Below are 20,464 nucleotides of genomic sequence, written 5' to 3'. Positions count from 1 at the left end.
GATGGCAACCCGTGTTTGCAGCTTCTTTTTTCTCTTAGACCAAGTTCGTTCAAGAATCTTCCTCCGTTGGACTGGATTACCCCTTTAATTATAGACGCTTATGACAAATGGCAGAAGTGCCATAAATTTGAATTATATTTTAAATGGCAGTTATGACAATATTTACTTTTGGAGGAACAGGTGGATGAACTCCTAGATGGGTCGTTTCGAGATTCTTTAGCATCGGAGGGCAATTCAAATAGAGGGCCCTCCTCGACGGGGATTTTATACCGCCTAGGTGCATGGAATGCGCGACACTTCAAGACCTCGATTTTGGTTTGGTTATTGGTAGTTGTATTTCTAGTGGTGCTCATGGGAAAGATTGGCGGAACTTATTCCAACAACTACTCACTTCCTAACACCCAGGCTTCAACTGGTCTTTCTATTTTGCAAGCAAACAATAAAGCTGTAACTGGATATTCGAGTCAGATCGTTCTCGTTGACCCAAATAAGCCATTGAGTAACTTTTCCGCGCAAATATCTCAAGCTTTGACCAGCTTGTCCAAATTGCCCAATGTCGTCTCCGTTTCGAATCCCCTAACCGCCACCGGCGCTGTCTCTGTCTCTGGTGAGACGGCTTACATATCTGTTGCCTTCAATCAGAATCCTTCCTTGTTCTCGCCTAGTTACATCTCCTCGGTTGAAACTGCGATGAAGTCGGTAACAAATGCGAAGGTGAATGTCTACTACAATGACCCTCTTGGCCTTTTGGCGAATCCCAAGGCAAGTGATATTAGGTCCGAGTTGATTGGGCTTGTGCTTGCATTGTTGATCATCGCCTTTGCCTTCAGGTCGCTATATGCCGCTGGATTACCACTCGTCTCTGCCTTGATTAGCGTCTTGGGGTCGCTGGGGATAATGGCCTTGCTCGCCAAAGTTACCACCTTCTCAACCACTTCACCTACCCTTACGACGATGTTGGGTTTGGGGGTCGGAATTGACTATTGTCTGTTTCTGACTACCCGGCATCGCCAGAAGCTGATGGATGGTTTATCACCAGCGGAGGCGGCTGGAGTAACGGTTTCTACCTCTGGTGGATCCGTAATTGTTGCTGCGGCCACGGTTTCGGTTGCACTTTTGGGACTATACGTCTCGGGGCTAACTTTTATAGGTAAGCTCGGCTTGGCGGCGATGGTGGGTGTGGTTACATCTGCCATTGGCGCAATTACCCTAGTCCCTGGCTTATTCGGACTTTTGGGAACCCGTATGGATCGGATCCACTTTGGGAAAGCTGTTGCAGAGACGGGCGAGGGTGAAGATTTCTGGCATCGATTTTCGCGCTCTGTTCAAAAGAGACCATGGACCTTTTTGGTCTTAGGTTCGATTATTGCCGGTGTTTTAGTGATCCCACTCTTTTCAATGCAGCTTGGTCGTCTAGATGCAGGCTCCAATCCAACCACATATTCAGACCGGCAAGCCTACGGCGCCGTTGCCTCGGCCTTTGGTCAAGGGGCAAATGGTCCATTTGTGATAGTTGTAACGCTTCCCCCAAGCGTTGCAAACTCCTCTAGTGCGCTTGGAACTCTCGAACAAAATTTAAATACTTCGATCTCTTCTCTTTCTAACGTTGCTCACATTACGGTGCCTAACCTCTCTCCAAATAAAGCCATCTTGTATTTCAATGTTGTTCCGACTTATGGACCACAAGCCTCTCAGACAAAGGCGCTCTTTGATAATTTGGTAAATGTTACCCTTCCCAAGGTCTTGAATGGTGGAGAAAAGGGATATGTTACCGGAAATACCGCTTCGGGAATCCAATTCCTAGAGTTGGTAGTTTCAAAATTGCCAATCATCATTTTGTTCGTTATCCTTGCAGCGTTTATCATCTTGATGGCCACCTTCAGAAGCATATTGATTCCAATCAAGGCAGCCCTGTTGAATCTGTTTTCGATAGGAGCGGCTTATGGAGTTGTTGTTGCTGTCTTCCAGTGGGGCTGGGGGTCGTCGTTGGTTGGAATGAACCAGAAGGTTCCGATCGAGTCCTACGTCCCGATGATTATGTTTGCGATTACCTTCGGACTGTCGATGGACTATGAAGTCTTTTTGATCTCAAGGGTAAAAGAAGAATTTCTGCGTACTAAGGATTCGTCGTTAGCCGTTGCATCAGGCCTTTCGCAAACGGCACGAGTGATCAGTTCTGGCGCGAGCATCATGGCGGCAGTCTTTTTCGCCTTCGTTGCTTCTACCAATATTGTCATCAAGATGTTGGGAGTGGGTTTGGGCGTGAGTGTCATTATTGATGCGACCATCATTCGCCTCTGTCTCGTCCCATCAGTTATGGAACTTTTCGGCGATGCCGCATGGTGGTTTCCAAAGTGGTTGGATAAAGTTGTGCCAAGAATTGATGTCGACTGAGGTTGGTCTAAGAATTCAGAAATAGCTCTCATGGCTAGCTGCTAATCAAGTTTGTTGGGTTCCGGAACCGAGCACTTATCAGAGATGCTTGCGAGAGTCACTTTGTTTGGCCTTCAATGGATAATCCGGTCGCACTGATTCTTGGAAAATCTCTGACCTAGAGTCGATGATCTTTCGGAGATCAGTTTCGGTACGACTTCTTTTTATCTCCTTGGGCAGCTTGAATTCCATTTGGCTTTCCCTCGTCGATAGTCGGTTACTTCCGATATGGATAGGGGAAAGTTTGTTTTAACGGCCTTTTGGTTGGTCTGTGTTGATTAGATTGTTGCTCCGATGCGACCTGCCAAACAAGGGTAAAAGGCGCTGGGTAAAACTCTGAATAACAGGTTTTTAGCGATTCGTCCTTGGCCGGAGACCTCTGATGGTGTGGAACCTTTCATAGATCGGTGATAGGCAGGTGAGAGGTCGCCTGATCAGTGGTAGTCGGCGACTCCGTGTTCCCCAAAGTCGTATCTTTTCAGACTTATCAAGTTTCGTAAGCAAGAGCCATTTTGGAGTCAGATTCGCGGAGTAGCGGATGGGGAGACGCAAACACACATGTATTGAGAAGTCGCTCTACCAATGACATTTCAAAGTGCCTTGGGTTGAATCGGTATGCGAATTCCTCGAGACATAAGTTGCTTATGTTCCTCATCTCCGTGGTATGTTCCGTCGATAAATTTCTTGCAGTTCCCAATTTAGGATCTTGAGCCATTTGAATGTTACATGTGCTTGTTCGTCTTTGGATAGAGTGAACCCGTGCGCTAGTCCAAGGTCTTTCAGCACATACCCCGTAACTTGGGTTACCATCACTTATCAGCTTGGTATTAGAATCTCAACGTCTCACAAAAACATCTTTGGGTGATTTAGCAGTGGTATCTTTGATTACTTCCATGAAGCAATGAGTAGGAGCACCATTGCTAATCGATATTCAAATTAGGAGATTGGTTTGGGTCGTTGCTTTTCCTCTTTAGTCTTCACCATGGCTCTCACCACCTAAAAAGAACTCATCTACTCAGGCGTTTTCTCCAAGTTTGTATAAACCATTTCGGTCAGCCATTGCGCTCAGCCATTGCCTTAGGTAGCTTATTTAGCATCAACCAGCCAGTCGAATAAGAAACTTGAACGAATTTAGCAAGGGCTCTGATGGCTAGGGGGTAGTAGCTGAAAGACCACGCCTGTCGTTGGACAATAGATAGATAGCGGAGAACCACTTGGATAAAGAGATATGGCTTCGATGAAAGATAGTCCCGGAGGTAACGCTAGTTTGGCGGTGACAAGATTTACATTGAAAAAGTGGAGCTCGAGATGCTGCATTTCTTGAAATGATTTGGCCTTACTAAAGTAAATTGATCGAAGTTACACTTTGGACATCTAAACCCCTCATAGCATAAGCAATTTGATCAAATGATCTTCACATGCTTCTTGCGACGCGGAAGCGTACCATAAAGCCTGAGATATCTACCTAGACAGCTTTATTGAGCATCTGTTCTACTATGGATTAGCTCCAATCTGGTCTCGGTGGAGGCGAAACTTACGAAAGTTGATAAGTAGGTTGGTAATTGCTAGGAGGTGTGGCTCGTTAAGATGCCAATTCATTACCTTGGAACTTGCATCGCCTGGTTTGTCGATGAAAGTTCCAAGGTAATGACTACGAGTGGAGGTGATGCGAGGACTTTACAACCCCGTTCACCCTGCTCAATCTTTGATTATGAGCTGGAAGCCTTCAGATAACAAGAGAAAAAACAAAAAACAACCTGTCAATCTGAATAATTGTGACTATGGCTCTCAAATCAAGGAGTTCATACCAAAACAAGTCCAACATCGACTGGATCCTGATGAGGTTATCGAATTGATAGAGACCTATCAAGCTGGAATCTTAGTGAAAGAGTTGGCAAAATGTTACCAGATTGATCGCCGAACGGTATCAGCGATATTGAAGCGACAGGGAGTGAATAAGCGCTTTCGGCAGACACAATCTATCTAAAAATTGTCGGCAAATTTAAAATCAGCCCTCAAGTTCATGGGTTTTGATCGCGAGGAACTTCGGTGCCAAAGTCAACCTTATGCATACTTTTGTCTATGAAAAGGCTTGCCATAAATTGATTCTTCCAATATTTTCCACTTTGTCTGAATCAAACTGCCCGTGGCGGCGTACCCTAAGCGTTCACCGCGCTTGGATAGACCCGCGTAGCTCAATGTGGTACCAGTCTCTCGCTTCAGGTCGATAATAGCTCGTTGTACTGTTTCCAAACCCACGGGCTGGTGAAGGCTGACGCCACGCTGGTGGAGTTCTTCAATGAAGATGGCTTCAGGTAGGAGCAATTCCGCTGCAAAAACTTCTGCGGCGATTTCACGTACATCTGAGCTGTTATCTACAGTGCTACAAGCACCGTTATCGATCAGATGATGCTTTAGCTCGTGTGCAAGCGTAAATAATTTCGGGTCATCTGGCAGTTTTTTGTAAACCATTACCGTCGGACCATCTTCGTCACAGATGTATGCCCCTCGCAAAACACGAAGTTTGAACGGCCAATAAATAAGATCGATTCCCTGATGCTTATAGATCTTTCGCATTTGCTGAAGTTTGAGGGATGGGCCATCAATCCCATATGTTTCTCGAACTTGGAGAGCCTCGGCTTTGGCATGAGCATAAGTTTGGCTTCGGCTCATTGCTCAGCCTTTGTTTTTTTCGATTGCTTTGTGTATATATTTTGCGCGTCTGAACTCAGCGAAACGGACTAGTTCCTCAACATCGTCAACCGGTAAAGCCTCTGCTGCTCGTAGTAAAGCTTCTGTCTCTTTCTTGACGGGATCAGTATCTTGCGGAAAGAAAGTAAGTATGGACTGGTGGAAGAAGCGAGCTAGCTTATCCAAGTCAGCCAGATCGGGCTTGTATGCTCCAGTCTCCCACCTCGACACTGTATTAGCGGCTATACCTAACTCTTTTGCTAGTGCTTCCTGTGAGAGGCCTGTCTCTCCGTAGGTGGTACGTAGCTGCCGTATTCTGCCTGCCACATATTTCAAAACATCTGTCATTAAATATATCCTCCTGTTTTAGTAAGTAAATATCCTATAACTGTTGACATATTCTATTGACCTGCCATATACTAAAAGAGTATCATAACTCAACACGAAAAGGAAGTGTCAAAATGGTCCAAATCACTGCGATTCATATGGTCGGGACAGAACATCACAAACATATTGCTGAAATGAAGTGGGTCAATTCTGGCACTGGCGCCACAGGCGCAAGCACTCGCGAAGCTATGGTCACTTTCGTTCGCAGTAATCCCAACCAAGCCTACGTTCAAGGGCCAACGATGAGAGCGTTTTTGCAAGTACGTGAGGCAACCCCACCTTACGTCCAAACCTATGCCGATAGCACATGGACGGATAACTTACTGAGCTTACCAAGGTATTAGGAGATGAACTGATGGCCACGACAATCACCGCATCATTCGCTAAACTGCGACAGAACTTGGAGATCACGGATCTTCAGGCTTCAACTGTCTCGACGAGACAAACGAACGTAAGAAAAGCCGTTGAAAAGGACTTCACGGTACTGAGATCGTTCCTGACGGGCTCATACAAGCGATCAACAATGATCGCACCTCTGCGTCAAGCTGACGTTGACATCTTTGTAGTACTGGATCCCAGCTACTTCAAGAGCGACGGGCACGCATCTTTGCTCGACAAAGTACGGGCTACTCTATTGAAGACATATCCCGACACTCCCAGAATCAGCCGCAATGGACATGCCGTAACGATCTCATTTACCGATTTCAAAGTTGACGTGGTCCCAGCCTTTAACCGCAACGGTGGTGGCTTTTTGATACCAGACTCGAGTAACAAACGGTGGATATCGACAGATCCAACTATTCATGAGACCTACATGAGTAAGTCGAACGCGGACCATGGTGGGACAGTGGTTCCAGTTGCCAAGATGATTAAGGCCTGGAATCGGGAAATTTCAGGAAGTTTCGTTCCGTTCTACCTGGAGCTAGTCGCTGTAGAGATCTTCTCTGGCGTAACACTCAGCTCTGATTCGAGCGCAGTTCGTTACTTTTTTGATAAGGGGCGTGAACGGATCAAGACGAAAGTCAAGGACCCTGCTGGACTTGGAGAGCAGATTGATCCGCTCTTGGCGACCAAGACTGTCTCTGACGCAGTCAACCGCTTTCAGGTCGCTTACGACAGAGCGATCAAGGCTGAGCAGTTTGCTAAGAACGGCAATACTTCCGCTGCGATAGTTGAATGGAGAAAGGTGTTCGGGGATTACTTTCCGGCATACGGTTAATTCTATGGCACAATTTTCCCCTTCGACTCCATCTATGCATGACATTGGTGTTGCGCAAGACAGCAATCGCAATCTTCGCAGGCAAGAAGCCAAAGATCGCTTCTATAAAATAGGAAACCGTTGGCACTTTTGGGGAGCTTCAACAGCCATTATCTTGGCTCTGGCATCGCCACTTGTGCTCGTGTATGAACCAGACTGGGGTCCGTTGCTCGGAGCAATCGCTGGAGTATGGATCTTCATGTCCCGCCTCCTTTTCGAACCTCTCAAGCAGGGCTGCCAGGTAAAAGGGGCCTCTGCCCAAGAAATGTTCGATTGCGATGTCCTTGGCCTTACTTGGAATGATGCACTGATTCGTCAGCCTTCGGAGGAAGAGATCCGATCGGCAAGTAAAAGATTCAAAGATCCGAAGTCAACAAAGAAGCATTGTGGCTGGTATCCCACCGACATTGATATTGCCTGGCCAAGAAGTGTCATCACTTGTCAACGATCGAATACCGTCTGGGCCAGACGTCAACATCATGCCTATGGATGTTTTCTCTTGGTCTCGGCATTCGTATGGGCAATCTTCGGTGTGATTATTGCACTTGTACAACAAGCAACGCTCGCCGGGTACCTGACTACAGTTGCCCTCCCGTCGCTCCCAGCTGTCCTTGATGCTGTTGATCTGTCGAAGAAGCACTTCCTGGCCTCATCCCGCCGCCAACATCTTGAAGACGAGACGAATGCAATGTTCGACAAGAACGATTCCTCGCATGAGGCGCTGCGGGAGATTCAAGATCAGATATTCGATTTGCGACGGGATGCTCCGCCAGTTGCCGGGTGGTTCTACTGGATTCTGTCCAAGACCTACGAAGAAGACATGCGTTATGCTGCCAAGGAAAGAGCGGGTCGCGACTGATGGCCAGGACTGTTAACGAAGGATTCGAAGAGTTTCTAAAGCGCCTGACGCCGACGCAAGCAGAGCGTGATGCGGGTTCAAGCCATAGAGCGTCTATCAAAGCCGCGCTTGAAGCAAAACTCACGATCATGGCGTACTTCGAGACCGGTTCATTTTCACATGGCACCGGACTTCGAGGATTTAGTGACATCGACGTGCTTGTAAGTATTGGTAATAGTCGTCCAGAGACCTCGTATACGGCTATTGCCTGGGTGAAGGAAGCTATGGAAAAGCGATTTCCGTTGACTACTGTGCAGATACGTAGACCAGCAGTAGTTATTAAATTTGCAGGCGGTTATGAAACATGGGAAGTGATTCCAGGTTTTCTCACCAACCGAGGAGTCAATCAACTAGTTTACGATATTCCCGGCGCAAGTGATAACCCGAGCTGGATTGATTCGGCTCCGAACGAACACTTGTCCTATGTAAACGACTGCAATCTCAAACCACATAAGGGTGATGCGAAAGCGTTATCACGCCTTATCAAGGCTTGGAAGTACTACTGCGATGTTCCAGTTTCTTCGTTTTACTTGGAGATGAGATGTGCACAACACGTGGCCACGCAAGCAACTTACATACACGTGTGGGACGTTTGCCAGGTGCTCGAAAAGCTGGACTCGACGCAGCTGGCGGCTATGAATGACCCCAAGGGAGCGACGGGGTGGATCTATGCCTGCTCGAGCACGGCCAAAGCAACAGACGCGCTCTCCAAAGTCCATACGGCTGCGGTCAGAGCTCGAAAAGCTCTTAACGCGTGCAACAACAGTGATCCTGTGACAGCGTTCACTTATCTAGATCTGCTCTTTGGTGGTCAATTTCCCTCACGCTGATCTATTGTCTCTGCACGTAGTCACGGTAGCTCGCGAGCTCATGTTCTTGGATGTTAACCGTAGGCAGAAAGTATCGATGCAGTTCAAGTTGAGCGTCGGTGCATGATCTCATATGAACCTTCCCATCGTATACAAATGAGTAAGTTGTCACCCTCCCGCTAAAATGAACACATTGTCTTGCTAACAGGCGGTACAATATATGTAACATTTTAGAAGGGAGTTTTTTATGCCAGTTGGTTTACATACTGACCCGGCCATTAAAGCCGAGATAGTGAAAAAAATACGTGATGAGGGTATGCGGGTAACCGATGCCGCTAGTACGTATGGTGTCCATTACAAAACCATTTATGGTTGGCTTAAGGACGGCGTTGTTAACGGCAACTCCAGCCTGGTCCTGCAGGTGAACCGCCTTAAGAAAGAGAACGAACAACTCTACAACTTACTGGGGCGGGCTACAGCCGAACTAAAACGCCCAAAAGGCTAAGCCTACTGGATGAGGTCGATCCAGGATGGCGCAGACACTTTGCCACTGTCCTGGAGATATCCATAACCAGCTACTACTGCCGGCCAACTAAACGGGCTCAGGCTGATCAACTGGCTGTGAGTCAGCTATTAGCCGTCCACGAAGAGCATGCTTACGATGGTGTTGGACGTTTGAGCATGCGTTTACACTGGAGTAAAAAGAAAACCAGACGGATACGTAATCTAGCCGGCATGGTCATACCCAGAGCCACTAAAAAACATCGCTATCGCAAGGGTAAAGCAGAGATAATGGCTCCAGCTAATGCCCTAAAGCCTTATGCCGTGTTTAAGGACGAGGCCCGGCCACAGGATGGCCAGGATTACTCTGGCATGGTTAACGCTGGGGCTTGGGTACAAGACTTTACTCACTTGTGGTTTGAGCGAAGCTGGTACTACCTGGCCATAGTAATGTATCTAAAAACCAGGCAAGTAGTTGGTTGGCGGTTAGGTGCCAACCATAGTAGCGAGTTAACCTATGTCTCCTTACTTGACGCTCTATCTAAACATGAGCCACCAGCTATCTTGCATAGTGACCAAGGCAGTGAATATTTGAGTCACAAACATGAACTGCTGTGTGAAAAGATGGAGATAACTTTGTCAGCTAGTGACAAAGGCTCGCCTTGGCAAAACGGTTTCATGGAACGCTGGTTCGGTAACTTCAAACTAGAGCTTGGCCCACTAAACAGGTTCAAGGATATAGCTGAATTACACGAAGCCGTTGCTTTGCAGATCCACTACTACAATACAAAAAGAATCCACACAGCTTTAAAAACCACGCCAGTAGCTTACGCTGCAGGGCTACAAAAAAGTCCAGACAAGGTGTTCATTAAAAGTAGAGGTTGACAAGTAGATTCTGGGATACCAATCGTTCACCAGGGGTAGCGAGCTTGCATCCTGAACGGTGCCCGTAATAGGTGAGCGACTCACCTGCATGGGACAGTAGGCCTCACTATCGCATTTCGATTGCAATATGTTAGTAATCTTCTATCGCAAAGAGCTGAATCTCCTCACTGCTTATTACAGGATCCATCGTTCTTAGGATCTTCGTATCGATTAACTCCGCGTTCACAATTATATCTCTTATCGATTGGTCAGCGATCCAGCCACATTGATACAGCGCGACCTCGTTATCTGTAACTTTTCTGCAAATATCTTCTTTAAAGTCATGATCAGACGAATTCGAAAGCATGACACGCTGTAGCCATATCTCCACGAGCCCAGAATTAGGGAGCAAACTAAGCTTTCGCCAGATTCGTTCCATAGCGGTCTTCTTCGCTTCTATATTCAAGGTACCAACAATGCTACTTATGAATGCAGCTACCATTGGAAAGCAATCAGGACTATCAAAAGCGATGTTAACTAAAATACTCAATAATTCGTATTTCTGGTTTTTGTAATGTCGTTCCTTTGCAATCCCATATAGTTTTGTAAGCCTAGTTTTTATTGTTCCGGCGTTCGGATAGGATCTTCCAAGTTCGTAAATTTGGAGTAGCTCTACCTTCATTGCAGCTTGCGACAACTTTGAAGGTATTTTTTTATCAAGCATGACGATCTTTGCGGGCTTAATCGAACTCAGTATGACGTCATCACTTCGTTTCGTTTTTGAAGTATTCAAGCGTAAACCTAAATCGATCATGACTTCACTTAATGCTTTCATAATCAAATCACCGTGGCTGGGTTCACGAACGAAGATCCTATAGTCGTCCCGATAACGAAGAATAAGATAAGCATCATCCGGAACCTTGCTATTGATCTTCTGATATAGTTCGCGGTCGGCATACGCAAGAAGCATTTCGGCAATGAAATTCATCAGAAGACTTCCCTGAGGTATTCCATTGGTTTGCCCGTTAGACATTGCCTGCAAGTGATGATCAATTAAATTGCCTAATAAGGCGTCATAACGGCGATTAGCCTTGGCTGTTATTTTGTCGTGTAGCGCCCAAGATATCGAATGTGTATAGATTGACCCGTAGCAATCGGTAATGTCAGTCTGGTAGATGTGCTCGAAATCGAGAGCATATCGAAGTGATGCCTTTTCGATTGTTTCAAGCCATTCGCTAACTTGCGTGGCTTTTTGTGAAGCGCCGCGGTCCGGCAGTACCGGGATGCTCATACACTGGATCGATCGAGTTACGCGTAGTTCGTCGAAGCGGGAGGTGATTGTGCACCAGTTGCTCTCTTCAGTAACCGCGTTGACGAGAGAGACGTAGAGTAGGGGATTTATCAATTCATACTTCCGCCAGTCGTACTTACCGTCCTTATTTCCATATAAGACGTGGTTAACGGTATCCAGTCGTTTGGCTGCGCTGATAGCCGTGATTCCTAGAAAGGTGCCGTTTAGTACGACAGAAAGCTGCGATAACATTGTCTGAAATGTAAAATATTTAGGCAAGTCGAGTGTAGTGTATGCTTTATCTTCTAAAAAGAAACGTCTTACACGTGTGTGGTCAGTATCTAGGATTGTTGGGCGCATAGCTACCGCAGAAGTGAAGTTACTGATGATCTAGCCCTCAATATCCGATGGGGACTCATCCCGATGTCAATGCTTTTCTTATAGGTGTACATCCCTTCAGTCCGCCGCTGCTTTCTCGTGTGAATTCTCCATGTCGTTTCGATATGTTGCCGAGAAGATCGAGTCGGATAACCAGCGCCGGAATGACTCATTGTCACTGAATTGCTTGAACAATTCGGTATCATCTTTCAAGAACGCATTCATTACACGGCCTAGCGCCTTATCGTGTTCGATCCGAGCATTTCCCTTGTCGCTGTTGCGCTGTGCGTTCTGGTATCTCTTATCAGCCGCAACCTGGGCCGGGATGTCTTCGGCGATTTGGCGCTGCACCCTATCGGAGTTAATCCAATCAATATTTCCGAATTGATCATTGAAGGCCTTCAGGATGTTTGATAGTCGTTCGAGTTCAGGTTCAGGCTTGTGGCCGCCACCAGAAGTAGGGACCGGTCCGATTCCCCCATCCTCGTCGGCGAGAGCAATGCGCATGGCGGCCATCTTCTCGACTCGGTAGCTATCCATATCGATGGTTTCAAGGATGCCTCGCGAGAGGTCTTCTTCTATCGGTGCTGGAAGCTTGGGGATTAGGAAATTGAGGAAGATCGAGAGTTTCTCCCATTCGGCGTTCGAGTATGGGAGAACAGAAGCAAGGAATCCATAGGTACGAGTAAAGGCCTTTGCCTTACCTTTGAAATCCACCTGCCCGTCTTCGTCGAGATTGTCTTTGTACGCAGCAACACAAGCATCAAGAATTGGGTCGAGCTGATCTCTATCGGCATTTCCAAGATACAGCTTAACGAAGTTGGTAATCTGGCTGTCGTCGTAGACCTCGTAGCCGTCCAGCTCACTTTTTAGATCGTGTAGCTTGTTGGGATCCGTCTCTTCGGCAAGTACTGTCGTGCGGTAGTAAGGAGCGAACGACTTCTCGATCACATCCGTGTTGTTCATAAAGTCCAGTACTGCCACATCGTGTTTTTGAGGATGGGCACGATTCAGCCGAGACAGAGTCTGAACGGCTTTGACGCCAGAGAGAGGCTTGTCGACGTACATCGTGTGCAGAAGAGGCTCGTCGTAACCTGTTTGGAACTTGTCGGCGCACACCAAGAACCGGTAGGGTTCCTCTTGGATCTGGTCAGGAATCTCCCTGCTCGAAAAGCCATTGAGTGAAGCTTCCGAAACAACCTGACCGTGGTATTCAGGCTCACCTGAGAATGCGACGATAGCGCGATAGGGACTCTTGCATTCGATTAGGTACTGGGTAATGGCGTAGTAGTATTGGATCGCCCGCTCAATGGAGCCTGTGACAACCATAGCCCGGGCCTGACCGCCAATCTTCTTAAGACCGATCACCTGTTGAAGAAAATGGTCAACCATGATCTCAGCCTTGAGACCGATAGCGTGGTCGTTGCTCTCAACGTAATGGCGAAGTTTCTTTGACGCTCTTCTGATATCGAATTCCGGGTCGGCCTCGACTGTCTTTACTAATTTGTAGTAGCTGTTGACTGGCATGTAATTCTTGAGTACATCAAGGATGAAACCTTCCTGGATGGCTTGTTTCATCGTGTAGCTGTGGAATGGATGATGGGTAATATTCCCACCTTCATGAACCGGCTCACCGAAGATCTGCAGGGTCTTGTTCTTCGGGGTCGCCGTGAAGGCAAAGTAGCTGGCATTGGGCAGCATCTTTCGAGCTTCCATGATCCGGTTGATGGCATCCTCGGGTGATTCATCGTCATCTTTGGCTCCTACCTCTGATAACGCAGTACTCATGGCCGCCGTTGTGCGACCTCCCTGACTGGAGTGCGCCTCATCGATCAGAATGGCGAATTTGCGATTTCGATGCTCGCTTCCGATGTCTTGTACGATGAATGGAAACTTCTGCACCGTCGTGATGATTATCTTTTTGCCACCCTGGATGAATGTGCGTAGATCGCCGGAGCGTTCCGCGTGGCCTACCGTCGCCCCTACCTGGGCGAACTGCTTGATGGTATCTTTGATCTGTTGATCAAGGATACGTCGGTCGGTGACGACGATGATTGAGTCGAATACCTCAGCATCATCTTTTTTGAGCCCGATCAATTGGTGGGCAAGCCACGCGATGGAATTCGACTTGCCGCTACCCGCTGAGTGCTGAATAAGATACCTCCGACCCGCTCCATGCTCAGAAACGTCGGCGAGCAGTTTGCGCACGACATCAAGTTGGTGATAGCGAGGAAATATTTGCGTAGAAGACTTCTTTTTCGTCTTGGGGTTCGTCTCAATAACAACTTGTGCGTAGTTCTCCAATATATCGGTCAGCCCTTGAGGCGAGAGAATGTGTTTCCAGAGGTAGTCGGTCTTTAGTCCGTCAGGATTGGGCGGGTTGCCTGCTCCATCTTGATATCCCTTATCAAAAGGCAGGAACCAGGACGCCTTGCCCTTTAGGTGAGTGCAGAAGCGAACTGACTGATCATCAATTGCAAAGTGGGCTATGCAGCGCCCAAAGCCGAAAAGCAATTCCCTTGGGTCTCGATCTCGCTTATATTGCTCGACGGCATCTTCGACCGTCTGTTTAGTGAGGTTGTTCTTTAGTTCGAATGTGGCGACGGGCAGACCGTTCAGAAATATAGCCAGATCCAATGCGAGCTGGGTTTCGTCACGGCTGTAACGGAGTTGACGAGTGACGCTGAAACGGTTGGCCTCGTACTGAGTTTTAGCCTTATCGTTTCCGGGCGAGGGTGAGCCGTAGAACAATGTAATCTCGTGGGGACCGTGCTTGATGCCATGGCGCAGCACATCTATGATTCCACGCTTGGCGATTTCTCCTTGCAAGCGGGCAAGAAACTTGCGCCGCATAGGGCTATCCGCTTCGAGATCGAGCGCCTCAGATATTTCCGCCTGAGTGTCATTTAGGAAGGCAGTCAGTTGGGCTAGATCTACGCAGTACTCTCGGTCATAGTCAGATGCTTCGCCCTCCATCCATCCGCCGTTCGTGCTCGTCATGTCATGGACGATGAGAGATTCAAGACCGCCTTCGCTAGTGTCGGTGGTCATGCCTCAACCTCCTCCAGCTCCGTATTGAGGTCATCATCGCTACCTTCAAATTCATCGTCAACCATCGGAGTATTCTCCTCGTCAAGCAGCTCCGACTCAATCTGCTCGTCAGGTAATCTCGCTGCAGCTTCACGTATGTCCAGCTTGCCGGTGACCACGTCGGCAATGAGACGAGTTCGGTATTGGCTTAAGAGCACGATTTGGCGATGTAAACGTTCAGCTGTGTCGTTGATCTCGTGTAACTCTTGATTAATGCTTGCGACGATATCTCGTTGTTCCGCGACGGGCGGAATCGGTATGTACCAGCTTGCCAAAAACTCAGTTGGAACTCGCTGCTGGCCAGCAGACCCACGCATATTGAAAGCACCGTGCGCACGAAAGGCCTGCTCTCGCGTCAAATAGTACAGATACCAAGGTAGTATTCTTGCAAAAGGCCTGAGTACGTGAAACTCGGTTGACCCGAATGCGACGCGATTCGCTAGTCCAGCGCAGACAGCGCCCTTTCCATTTTCGAAGCAAGGGGTAATCTTTGCAACAATCACATCACCATCGCGCATGTAGGTAAAACCAGGGTTTACGGAACCTAGTTCAGAGGTCCTCGAGCTATCGATTTGGCCCCATTCGCTAACATTCTCCATCGGTAAGACCGTAACCACTGTATTACTGGCAAGTTCATCTAGTTCAGTCCTTGACGGATTCATTTTTGCAAGATACTTGAGTCGCTCTACCTTCCAATGCTCGGGTACATCGCCCAGCCACTCCACACCGGAAGGCTTGAGACGGACATCGGAATCAAGACCACGGGTTATCGCTCGATGTATGATTGCTTGCTTCTGCTCCTCCAGCAGTTTGATCAGCTTCTGCTTTGCGCCTATATAGCGCCGAATCCGTCGGTCCATATAGTTGAGGAACTTTACGATCACCGCTTGTTCGTCTAGAGGCGGGAGAGGAATTTGCACATATCGCAAAAAAGGCCAGAAGATTTGACGTTGGATATCACCCACACCCTTCGAGGCGATCACAAACTGGTCAACGATCGCAGGGCAACGTACTAGGTAATTCGCAAATTCGGAATCGATCCCACACGGCAACTCAAGAACTATGTATGCAGGACTAATAATACCATGATGGCAAGATACACCAACTGAGCCCCGCCATGCCTGCTGATTATTAAGTACCAAGTCGCCAGCATGAACCACTTGGTAATTAGTCAAATCCAAGCTCGGAGCATGGACTTGGCCCCCACCTTCTTCATAACGAATCACGCCGCGGTTTAAGAATACAGAAAGTAGCTGGAGTGCACCGAGTGTTCTCTCGTTCCTAAGTTTGCTGATCGTCCAGAGAGCATGCGTTTTCCAATGCTCGGGTACATCGCCAAGCCACAGTGAACCCGATTCCTTGTATGTTGGATACGCCGTTAATGTGGCTTTCATTGGTCACCCCCGTTGCCTAGCTGCTTCTCAAGCGCTTGACGAACAAGTCCCATTACATAAGGCAGTTCCTCCAAAGAGGCAAAGCCAACCTCGACATCTCCGTTGCCCCAACGTCCGAGGAGTGTCACGTCTCTGCACATGGCACGTGGATCGTCAATTTCTACGTACCCAATGTTTAGTGACAGCCGTAGTCGCTTAGATTGCGGCACCACATCCACGAAGTTGGTCTCCGCCTTGTAGGCGACATAGAGCTTTAAAAACTCCTCAGTAACGCAAGGGTCGAGAGCGAGCACCTCTCGGCGAAGAGCCTCGAACAGCTCGCGTACGGGACTACTGAGAAGATATGGATGGTCGGCAAGACGGTAGCCACTGATCTGGGTTTTTCCCTGGTATGTCTGCAGAATACTTGCGGAAAGCGTTGGAGACTTCCAGACGTCGATCGCCAAATCAGCAAGCGTGCTCGCCCGCTCCTTGATTGTGTCCTCATTCCACTGCTCAAGTTTGCCGAGGCCCGCATTAAGCCTGATGGGACTCTCGGCGAAGCCACCCTTCATGTCGCGCTTTTCAATGAAGGCTCGATCGCCGTATTCTGAGTTGTAGCCCGTGAGGGTTAGATTCCCAAGCGTGTGAAGCCAGGTCTGCTGAATTGTCTTCCAATTTGGGCCGAGAGCTTCCTTCCAGGCAGAAGACAAGTTCTCGTTCTGAGGCATGATGTGCTCAATGGTGTATTCGTCTACCTGCACCCATTCCTTGTGGCCGTAGTTCTCAAGACGCCGAAGCCAGTAGCTACGGCTTCGGAAGTTATACAGGTCGCGGGTCTGTAGGTCGCGGTGGAATTCTTCGTCACTTGGAAATCGGCGGTATGAGGGAAGTCCAAGGAAGTGTGCCTTGATACTTTCGAGATATCGATCCTTCTTGAGAGCCTTGGTGAAAGTTGCAAAGGTCTTATTAAGTGAATTAGTAGGAATGGCACAAATGGCACGCCGAAAGACATACGCCTCTACTAGACGGACAGCTTCAGCGAGATCATCCTTTGCCAAAATACCCGCACGGTAATCCCGGTACAGTTCCAATAGGAACGGATACGCAACATCCACCTTCAGTTCACGAAGATCTCGGAATGATCTCTTCAGATCTGTGTCGGTCTCGGCACCAAGGGCCATAGCGCAAAAATACTGCGCAAATTCGCGAATGTCGCCCACCAAAGCCTCGATGCCCAACTCGGCTAGCTGTGGTGAACGGGCATAAGACTTGAATGCTTCGTAGACTTCGTCCTGCTTGGGAATTGTTCCGGTCTTCACCGTCAGATAATGCCGCATGAAGCCATCGAAATGCGTATCGTAAGCTTCCTGTCCAAAATCAAGTTCGATGGGATGCCAGAATCGATCGTACAGTTTTGTCTGCAACTGGGGCTCGATGCCCATCAAGAGAAAGTTGCGGATCAAGTCCGCTTGGCTTAGTTCACGGCCTGTCGAGTTCATGCTCTCGAAGATAAGTTGTGGGTTGTCCTGGCCACGATTGAGTGCAAGGTCAACCACCATTAGCTTGGATATGCCTTTGAACAACGACGTGAGGTCGCTTTTGTGCTCGTCTAGCTTTGCCTCGAAGAACGCAAAGTTCTTCATCACCCTTAGAGACGGCTCTTTGGGCGGTTCGGTACCCTCAACGACCGCGATGAGCGAGTCCCGGTCTGTCTGCGACAATAGCAATTTATAGTGACGATCGCCGGATTCTTCCGGGTTGACTAGGTAGTAGTTACGCAGCTTTTTCGGCGTAAAGTCGTCATCTGACTCATGCTGATGCGGTTTGGCCTTCTCTAAAGCCTTGGCTAGCGCAGCTATGAAAAGGGTTACGGTCGTAAGACGCTGTTGACCATCAATCACCAATACTGGCGAGAAGTTTGCAACCTGGTGAAGATCCCTCTCTATGTACACAATTGAGCCGACGAAGTGAGCAGAAATGTCATCGTTAGCTCCGGTGCGCAATATGTCATCCCAAAGTTGCTGGCATTCACGTTCGGTCCAGGAGTACATGCGCTGGTAGATCGGGATCTGAAGCTGTTCTACATCCTTGAGGAATTTCAGTAGCTGCGCCTCGTTAGCCTTCATCTCGCACTATCCCCGATTATCTCACTTAGCAATCCCTCGGTCTCTTGCTCAAGTGCCAAGATATCGGCGCGAATCTCCTCGAGTGTACGCAAAGGTTGAGGCTTGTAGAAGTGGCGGGTGAAACTGATCTCATAACCAATCTTGACGCTATCGGGTAGATACCATGCATCCGACGCATAGGGCAATACCTCGCGCTTCAGGAATGCCTCGATGCCGCCATCCTCGTTTAGCGGTATCTGTTCGGTATCACGGAGATCAGGATCTGGCTCGTATTCGGCAACACAATGCTTGGAGCCGATAGTGACTTCGAAGAGACCACGCAAGGGATCTGGATTGGTGTCCCTCTTGTGAATCTTTCGGATCACCGGTAAAGCACTGTCGCTGCGCTCAGTACTCTCTTTCAGTGACTTAATTTCCTTGGGGCTATACACACGGTTTGGATCGATGCCAACTAGTCGCAGTGGACGCTCTACGGTGACCTTTGAGTAGCCAAAGGCTTTGTTGGGAAAGATCTTTGACTGTTCAGTTTCCTCAAAATCCAAGAAGGTCTGACAGATGCGGTTGATGTCGTCCTCGGAGAGTTCACAGTTCTTCTTGCCTAAGTTCTTGCGTAGAGGCTTGAACCACTGTGTGGCGTCAATTAGCTGGACCTTACCTCGGCGATGCTCAGGCTTGCGGTTAGTGATCACCCAGATGTAGGTGGCAATGCCAGTGTTATAGAACATGTTGAGAGGCAGCGCGACTATGGCTTCGAGCCAGTCATTTTCGATGATCCATCGTCGAATGTTGCTTTCGCCCTGGCCAGCATCGCCAGTGAACAACGACGAGCCGTTGTGGACTTCTGCGATCCGGCTTCCAAGGGGCGTGGCATGTTTCATCTTTGAGACCATGTTGGCGAGAAAAAGCATCTGGCCATCACTTGAGCGAGTGACCAGTGAGTACTCGGGGTCACCAGCGTGTGCGATGATGAAGCGTTGATCTCGCAAGCCGGATTTGCCACCCATGCGCTCTAGATCGCTCTTCCAGCTCTTTCCATAAGGCGGATTGGAAAGCATGAAGTCGAACTCACGGGAGGGGAATGCATCGTTGGAAAGTGTCGAGAACTCCGGTCCTCCGACTACGTTGTCCGCAGCTTCGCCCTCTCCCTTGAGTAACAGATCCGCCTTGCAGATGGCGTAGGTCTCAGCGTTGATTTCCTGGCCATAGAGATGTGTTGCCACTTCTTTGCCATGTTCGGCGGCTAATTCTTGTAGGGTCTCTTCCGCCACGGTGAGCATGCCACCGGTGCCAAGGGCGCCGTCATATAAGAGATAGGTTCCGGATTCGATCTGGTCGGCAATCGGCAAAAACATGAGACGAGCCATGAGCTTTACGGCGTCTCTCGGGGTCCAGTGCTCGCCTGCCTCTTCGTTATTCTCTTCATTGAAACGACGTACCAGTTCCTCGAAGACCGTTCCCATTCCATGGTTGTCAAGTCCAGGATGTTTTTCAGTCCCGTTGGAGTTCATCACCGGGTATGGACTCAAGTTGATACTCGGGTCGAGGAGCTTCTCCAAAAGGCTCCCCAGTACGTCGGCTTTCGACAGACGTGGAATCTGGTTTCGAAACTCGAACTTGTCAAGTATGTCTTGAATATTTGGTGAGAACCCATCTAAGTAAGCCTCGAAATCAGCTTTTAGTTGTTGCTGATTGGCACGGGCTTTGAGATCACGCATGGTGAATTTTGATGTGTTATAAAAGGCTTGTTCCGATGCTTGGCGCAGTGCTGAATCCTGGTTGGTAATGCCAGCTTTGTCAAGCGAGGACTTCATGTCGAGGACCGCTTGTTTGGTCGGCTCTAATACGGCGTCAATTCGACGCAGTACCGTCATAGGCAAGATTACATCACGATATTTGCCTCGGACATAGAGATCCCGAAGTAGATCATCTGCAATGCCCCAAATGAGACTAACGATCTGGTTGTGCTGTTCGCCGTTCACTGGGCAATCTCCGTGCACGATTGATGGTTGGTGTTCGACCCATATTCTGAGGGAACATGTGGCCACAATCCCTCCATCTCGAACAACGTTATAGCCCGCAAACTGTGTAATGTGATTGGTCGATGGGCATTCTTGCCAAGAATGGAGATCTTATTCAGATATGCCATCCTCGTGAATTTGGAATATCGGTTGTTATCCGTGGAAGTCATTGCAGGATTATTTATCATACTTACCTTCGATTATATAACATTGTTCGAAAAATAGCTGGTAAACGAACTATAGCGACTCAGTGTTACATGTACCTTCTCAACTGGTGATACCTGCAGGGCGGTACGCTCAGATTGATTTCCAATTTCCAAGCAACTGGATAGCCTGCTCCCGCT

At 48.4% G+C, this 20,464-nt stretch carries 15 protein-coding genes and 1 pseudogene; 8 read left to right on the top strand and 8 right to left on the bottom strand.

From position 1 onward, the window contains the following. Positions 1–180: 180 nt before the first annotated feature. Positions 181–2,394, top strand: coding sequence for an MMPL family transporter (locus ACIDITHRIX25_RS000000103570; RefSeq protein ID WP_201733704.1), 2,214 nt, complete (start codon positions 181–183; stop codon positions 2,392–2,394). A 526-nt stretch (positions 2,395–2,920) separates the two neighbouring features. Here the strand turns inward: ACIDITHRIX25_RS000000103570 and ACIDITHRIX25_RS000000103565 are convergent. Then, positions 2,921–3,880, bottom strand: a pseudogene (locus ACIDITHRIX25_RS000000103565) (IS1595 family transposase). A 210-nt stretch (positions 3,881–4,090) separates the two neighbouring features. Here ACIDITHRIX25_RS000000103565 and ACIDITHRIX25_RS000000103560 point away from each other — a divergent pair. After that, positions 4,091–4,420, top strand: coding sequence for a hypothetical protein (locus tag ACIDITHRIX25_RS000000103560; protein WP_201733703.1), 330 nt, complete (start codon positions 4,091–4,093; stop codon positions 4,418–4,420). A 77-nt stretch (positions 4,421–4,497) separates the two neighbouring features. Here ACIDITHRIX25_RS000000103560 and ACIDITHRIX25_RS000000103555 read toward each other — a convergent pair whose 3' ends face one another. Then, entirely contained in the window at positions 4,498–5,106 is a 609-nt protein-coding gene (locus ACIDITHRIX25_RS000000103555; protein WP_201733702.1) for an ImmA/IrrE family metallo-endopeptidase, read from the bottom strand. A 3-nt stretch (positions 5,107–5,109) separates the two neighbouring features. Further along, the gene (locus ACIDITHRIX25_RS000000103550) at positions 5,110–5,472 is read right to left on the bottom strand and encodes a helix-turn-helix domain-containing protein (RefSeq protein ID WP_201733701.1); all 363 of its coding nucleotides are present in this window, start codon (positions 5,470–5,472) and stop codon (positions 5,110–5,112) included. 113 nt (positions 5,473–5,585) lie between these two features. Between ACIDITHRIX25_RS000000103550 and ACIDITHRIX25_RS000000103545 the strand changes: the two genes are divergently transcribed. From ACIDITHRIX25_RS000000103545 to ACIDITHRIX25_RS000000103520, 6 genes are all read left to right on the top strand, one after another. Beyond that, positions 5,586–5,855: a DUF3892 domain-containing protein gene (locus ACIDITHRIX25_RS000000103545; RefSeq protein ID WP_201733700.1), complete on the top strand. Its 270-nt coding sequence runs from the start codon at positions 5,586–5,588 to the stop codon at positions 5,853–5,855. 11 nt (positions 5,856–5,866) lie between these two features. Next, a complete protein-coding gene (locus ACIDITHRIX25_RS000000103540; RefSeq protein ID WP_201733699.1) occupies positions 5,867–6,730 on the top strand; it encodes a CBASS oligonucleotide cyclase in 864 nt (287 codons plus the stop codon). A 4-nt stretch (positions 6,731–6,734) separates the two neighbouring features. Beyond that, positions 6,735–7,628 carry an S-4TM family putative pore-forming effector gene (locus ACIDITHRIX25_RS000000103535; protein ID WP_201733698.1) on the top strand — a complete coding sequence of 298 codons (894 nt, stop codon included), beginning with the start codon at positions 6,735–6,737 and terminating at the stop codon, positions 7,626–7,628. Next, a complete protein-coding gene (locus tag ACIDITHRIX25_RS000000103530) occupies positions 7,628–8,497 on the top strand; it encodes an SMODS domain-containing nucleotidyltransferase (protein WP_201733697.1) in 870 nt (289 codons plus the stop codon). Before ACIDITHRIX25_RS000000103535 ends, ACIDITHRIX25_RS000000103530 begins: the two co-directional genes overlap by 1 nt. Positions 8,498–8,723: 226 nt before the next feature. Continuing rightward, a complete protein-coding gene (locus ACIDITHRIX25_RS000000103525) occupies positions 8,724–8,981 on the top strand; it encodes a transposase (protein ID WP_201733696.1) in 258 nt (85 codons plus the stop codon). Between the two features lie 5 nt (positions 8,982–8,986). Then, complete coding sequence (locus ACIDITHRIX25_RS000000103520) at positions 8,987–9,862, top strand: IS3 family transposase (RefSeq protein WP_201733755.1); 876 nt, start codon at positions 8,987–8,989, stop codon at positions 9,860–9,862. A 130-nt stretch (positions 9,863–9,992) separates the two neighbouring features. Here ACIDITHRIX25_RS000000103520 and ACIDITHRIX25_RS000000103515 read toward each other — a convergent pair whose 3' ends face one another. From ACIDITHRIX25_RS000000103515 to ACIDITHRIX25_RS000000103495, 5 genes are all read right to left on the bottom strand, one after another. Then, on the bottom strand, positions 9,993–11,492 hold the full coding sequence (locus ACIDITHRIX25_RS000000103515) for an RNA-directed DNA polymerase (protein ID WP_213333503.1): 1,500 nt from the start codon (positions 11,490–11,492) through the stop codon (positions 9,993–9,995). A 96-nt stretch (positions 11,493–11,588) separates the two neighbouring features. Further along, on the bottom strand, positions 11,589–14,561 hold the full coding sequence (locus ACIDITHRIX25_RS000000103510; RefSeq protein ID WP_201733694.1) for a type I restriction endonuclease subunit R: 2,973 nt from the start codon (positions 14,559–14,561) through the stop codon (positions 11,589–11,591). Next, complete coding sequence (locus ACIDITHRIX25_RS000000103505; RefSeq protein WP_201733693.1) at positions 14,558–15,994, bottom strand: restriction endonuclease subunit S domain-containing protein; 1,437 nt, start codon at positions 15,992–15,994, stop codon at positions 14,558–14,560. The genes ACIDITHRIX25_RS000000103510 and ACIDITHRIX25_RS000000103505 overlap by 4 nt, the downstream gene beginning before the upstream one ends. Beyond that, complete coding sequence (locus tag ACIDITHRIX25_RS000000103500; protein ID WP_201733692.1) at positions 15,991–18,102, bottom strand: GmrSD restriction endonuclease domain-containing protein; 2,112 nt, start codon at positions 18,100–18,102, stop codon at positions 15,991–15,993. The genes ACIDITHRIX25_RS000000103505 and ACIDITHRIX25_RS000000103500 overlap by 4 nt, the downstream gene beginning before the upstream one ends. After that, positions 18,099–20,081, bottom strand: a complete 1,983-nt coding sequence (locus tag ACIDITHRIX25_RS000000103495) for a type I restriction-modification system subunit M (RefSeq protein ID WP_201733691.1) — start codon at positions 20,079–20,081, stop codon at positions 18,099–18,101. Before ACIDITHRIX25_RS000000103495 ends, ACIDITHRIX25_RS000000103500 begins: the two co-directional genes overlap by 4 nt. Positions 20,082–20,464: the final 383 nt, after the last annotated feature.

Source organism: Acidithrix sp. C25, assembly GCF_904848545.2.
This window is presented reverse-complemented; position numbering and strand designations above follow the sequence as displayed.

Coding starts and splice junctions, on each gene's coding strand:
- ACIDITHRIX25_RS000000103515 (WP_213333503.1), bottom strand. CDS start 11,492: ATGCGCCCAACAATCCTAGATACTGACCACACACGTGTAAGACGTTTC.
- ACIDITHRIX25_RS000000103530 (WP_201733697.1), top strand. CDS start 7,628: ATGGCCAGGACTGTTAACGAAGGATTCGAAGAGTTTCTAAAGCGCCTG.
- ACIDITHRIX25_RS000000103540 (WP_201733699.1), top strand. CDS start 5,867: ATGGCCACGACAATCACCGCATCATTCGCTAAACTGCGACAGAACTTG.
- ACIDITHRIX25_RS000000103505 (WP_201733693.1), bottom strand. CDS start 15,994: ATGAAAGCCACATTAACGGCGTATCCAACATACAAGGAATCGGGTTCA.
- ACIDITHRIX25_RS000000103545 (WP_201733700.1), top strand. CDS start 5,586: ATGGTCCAAATCACTGCGATTCATATGGTCGGGACAGAACATCACAAA.
- ACIDITHRIX25_RS000000103510 (WP_201733694.1), bottom strand. CDS start 14,561: ATGACCACCGACACTAGCGAAGGCGGTCTTGAATCTCTCATCGTCCAT.
- ACIDITHRIX25_RS000000103500 (WP_201733692.1), bottom strand. CDS start 18,102: ATGAAGGCTAACGAGGCGCAGCTACTGAAATTCCTCAAGGATGTAGAA.
- ACIDITHRIX25_RS000000103525 (WP_201733696.1), top strand. CDS start 8,724: ATGCCAGTTGGTTTACATACTGACCCGGCCATTAAAGCCGAGATAGTG.
- ACIDITHRIX25_RS000000103535 (WP_201733698.1), top strand. CDS start 6,735: ATGGCACAATTTTCCCCTTCGACTCCATCTATGCATGACATTGGTGTT.
- ACIDITHRIX25_RS000000103555 (WP_201733702.1), bottom strand. CDS start 5,106: ATGAGCCGAAGCCAAACTTATGCTCATGCCAAAGCCGAGGCTCTCCAA.
- ACIDITHRIX25_RS000000103550 (WP_201733701.1), bottom strand. CDS start 5,472: ATGACAGATGTTTTGAAATATGTGGCAGGCAGAATACGGCAGCTACGT.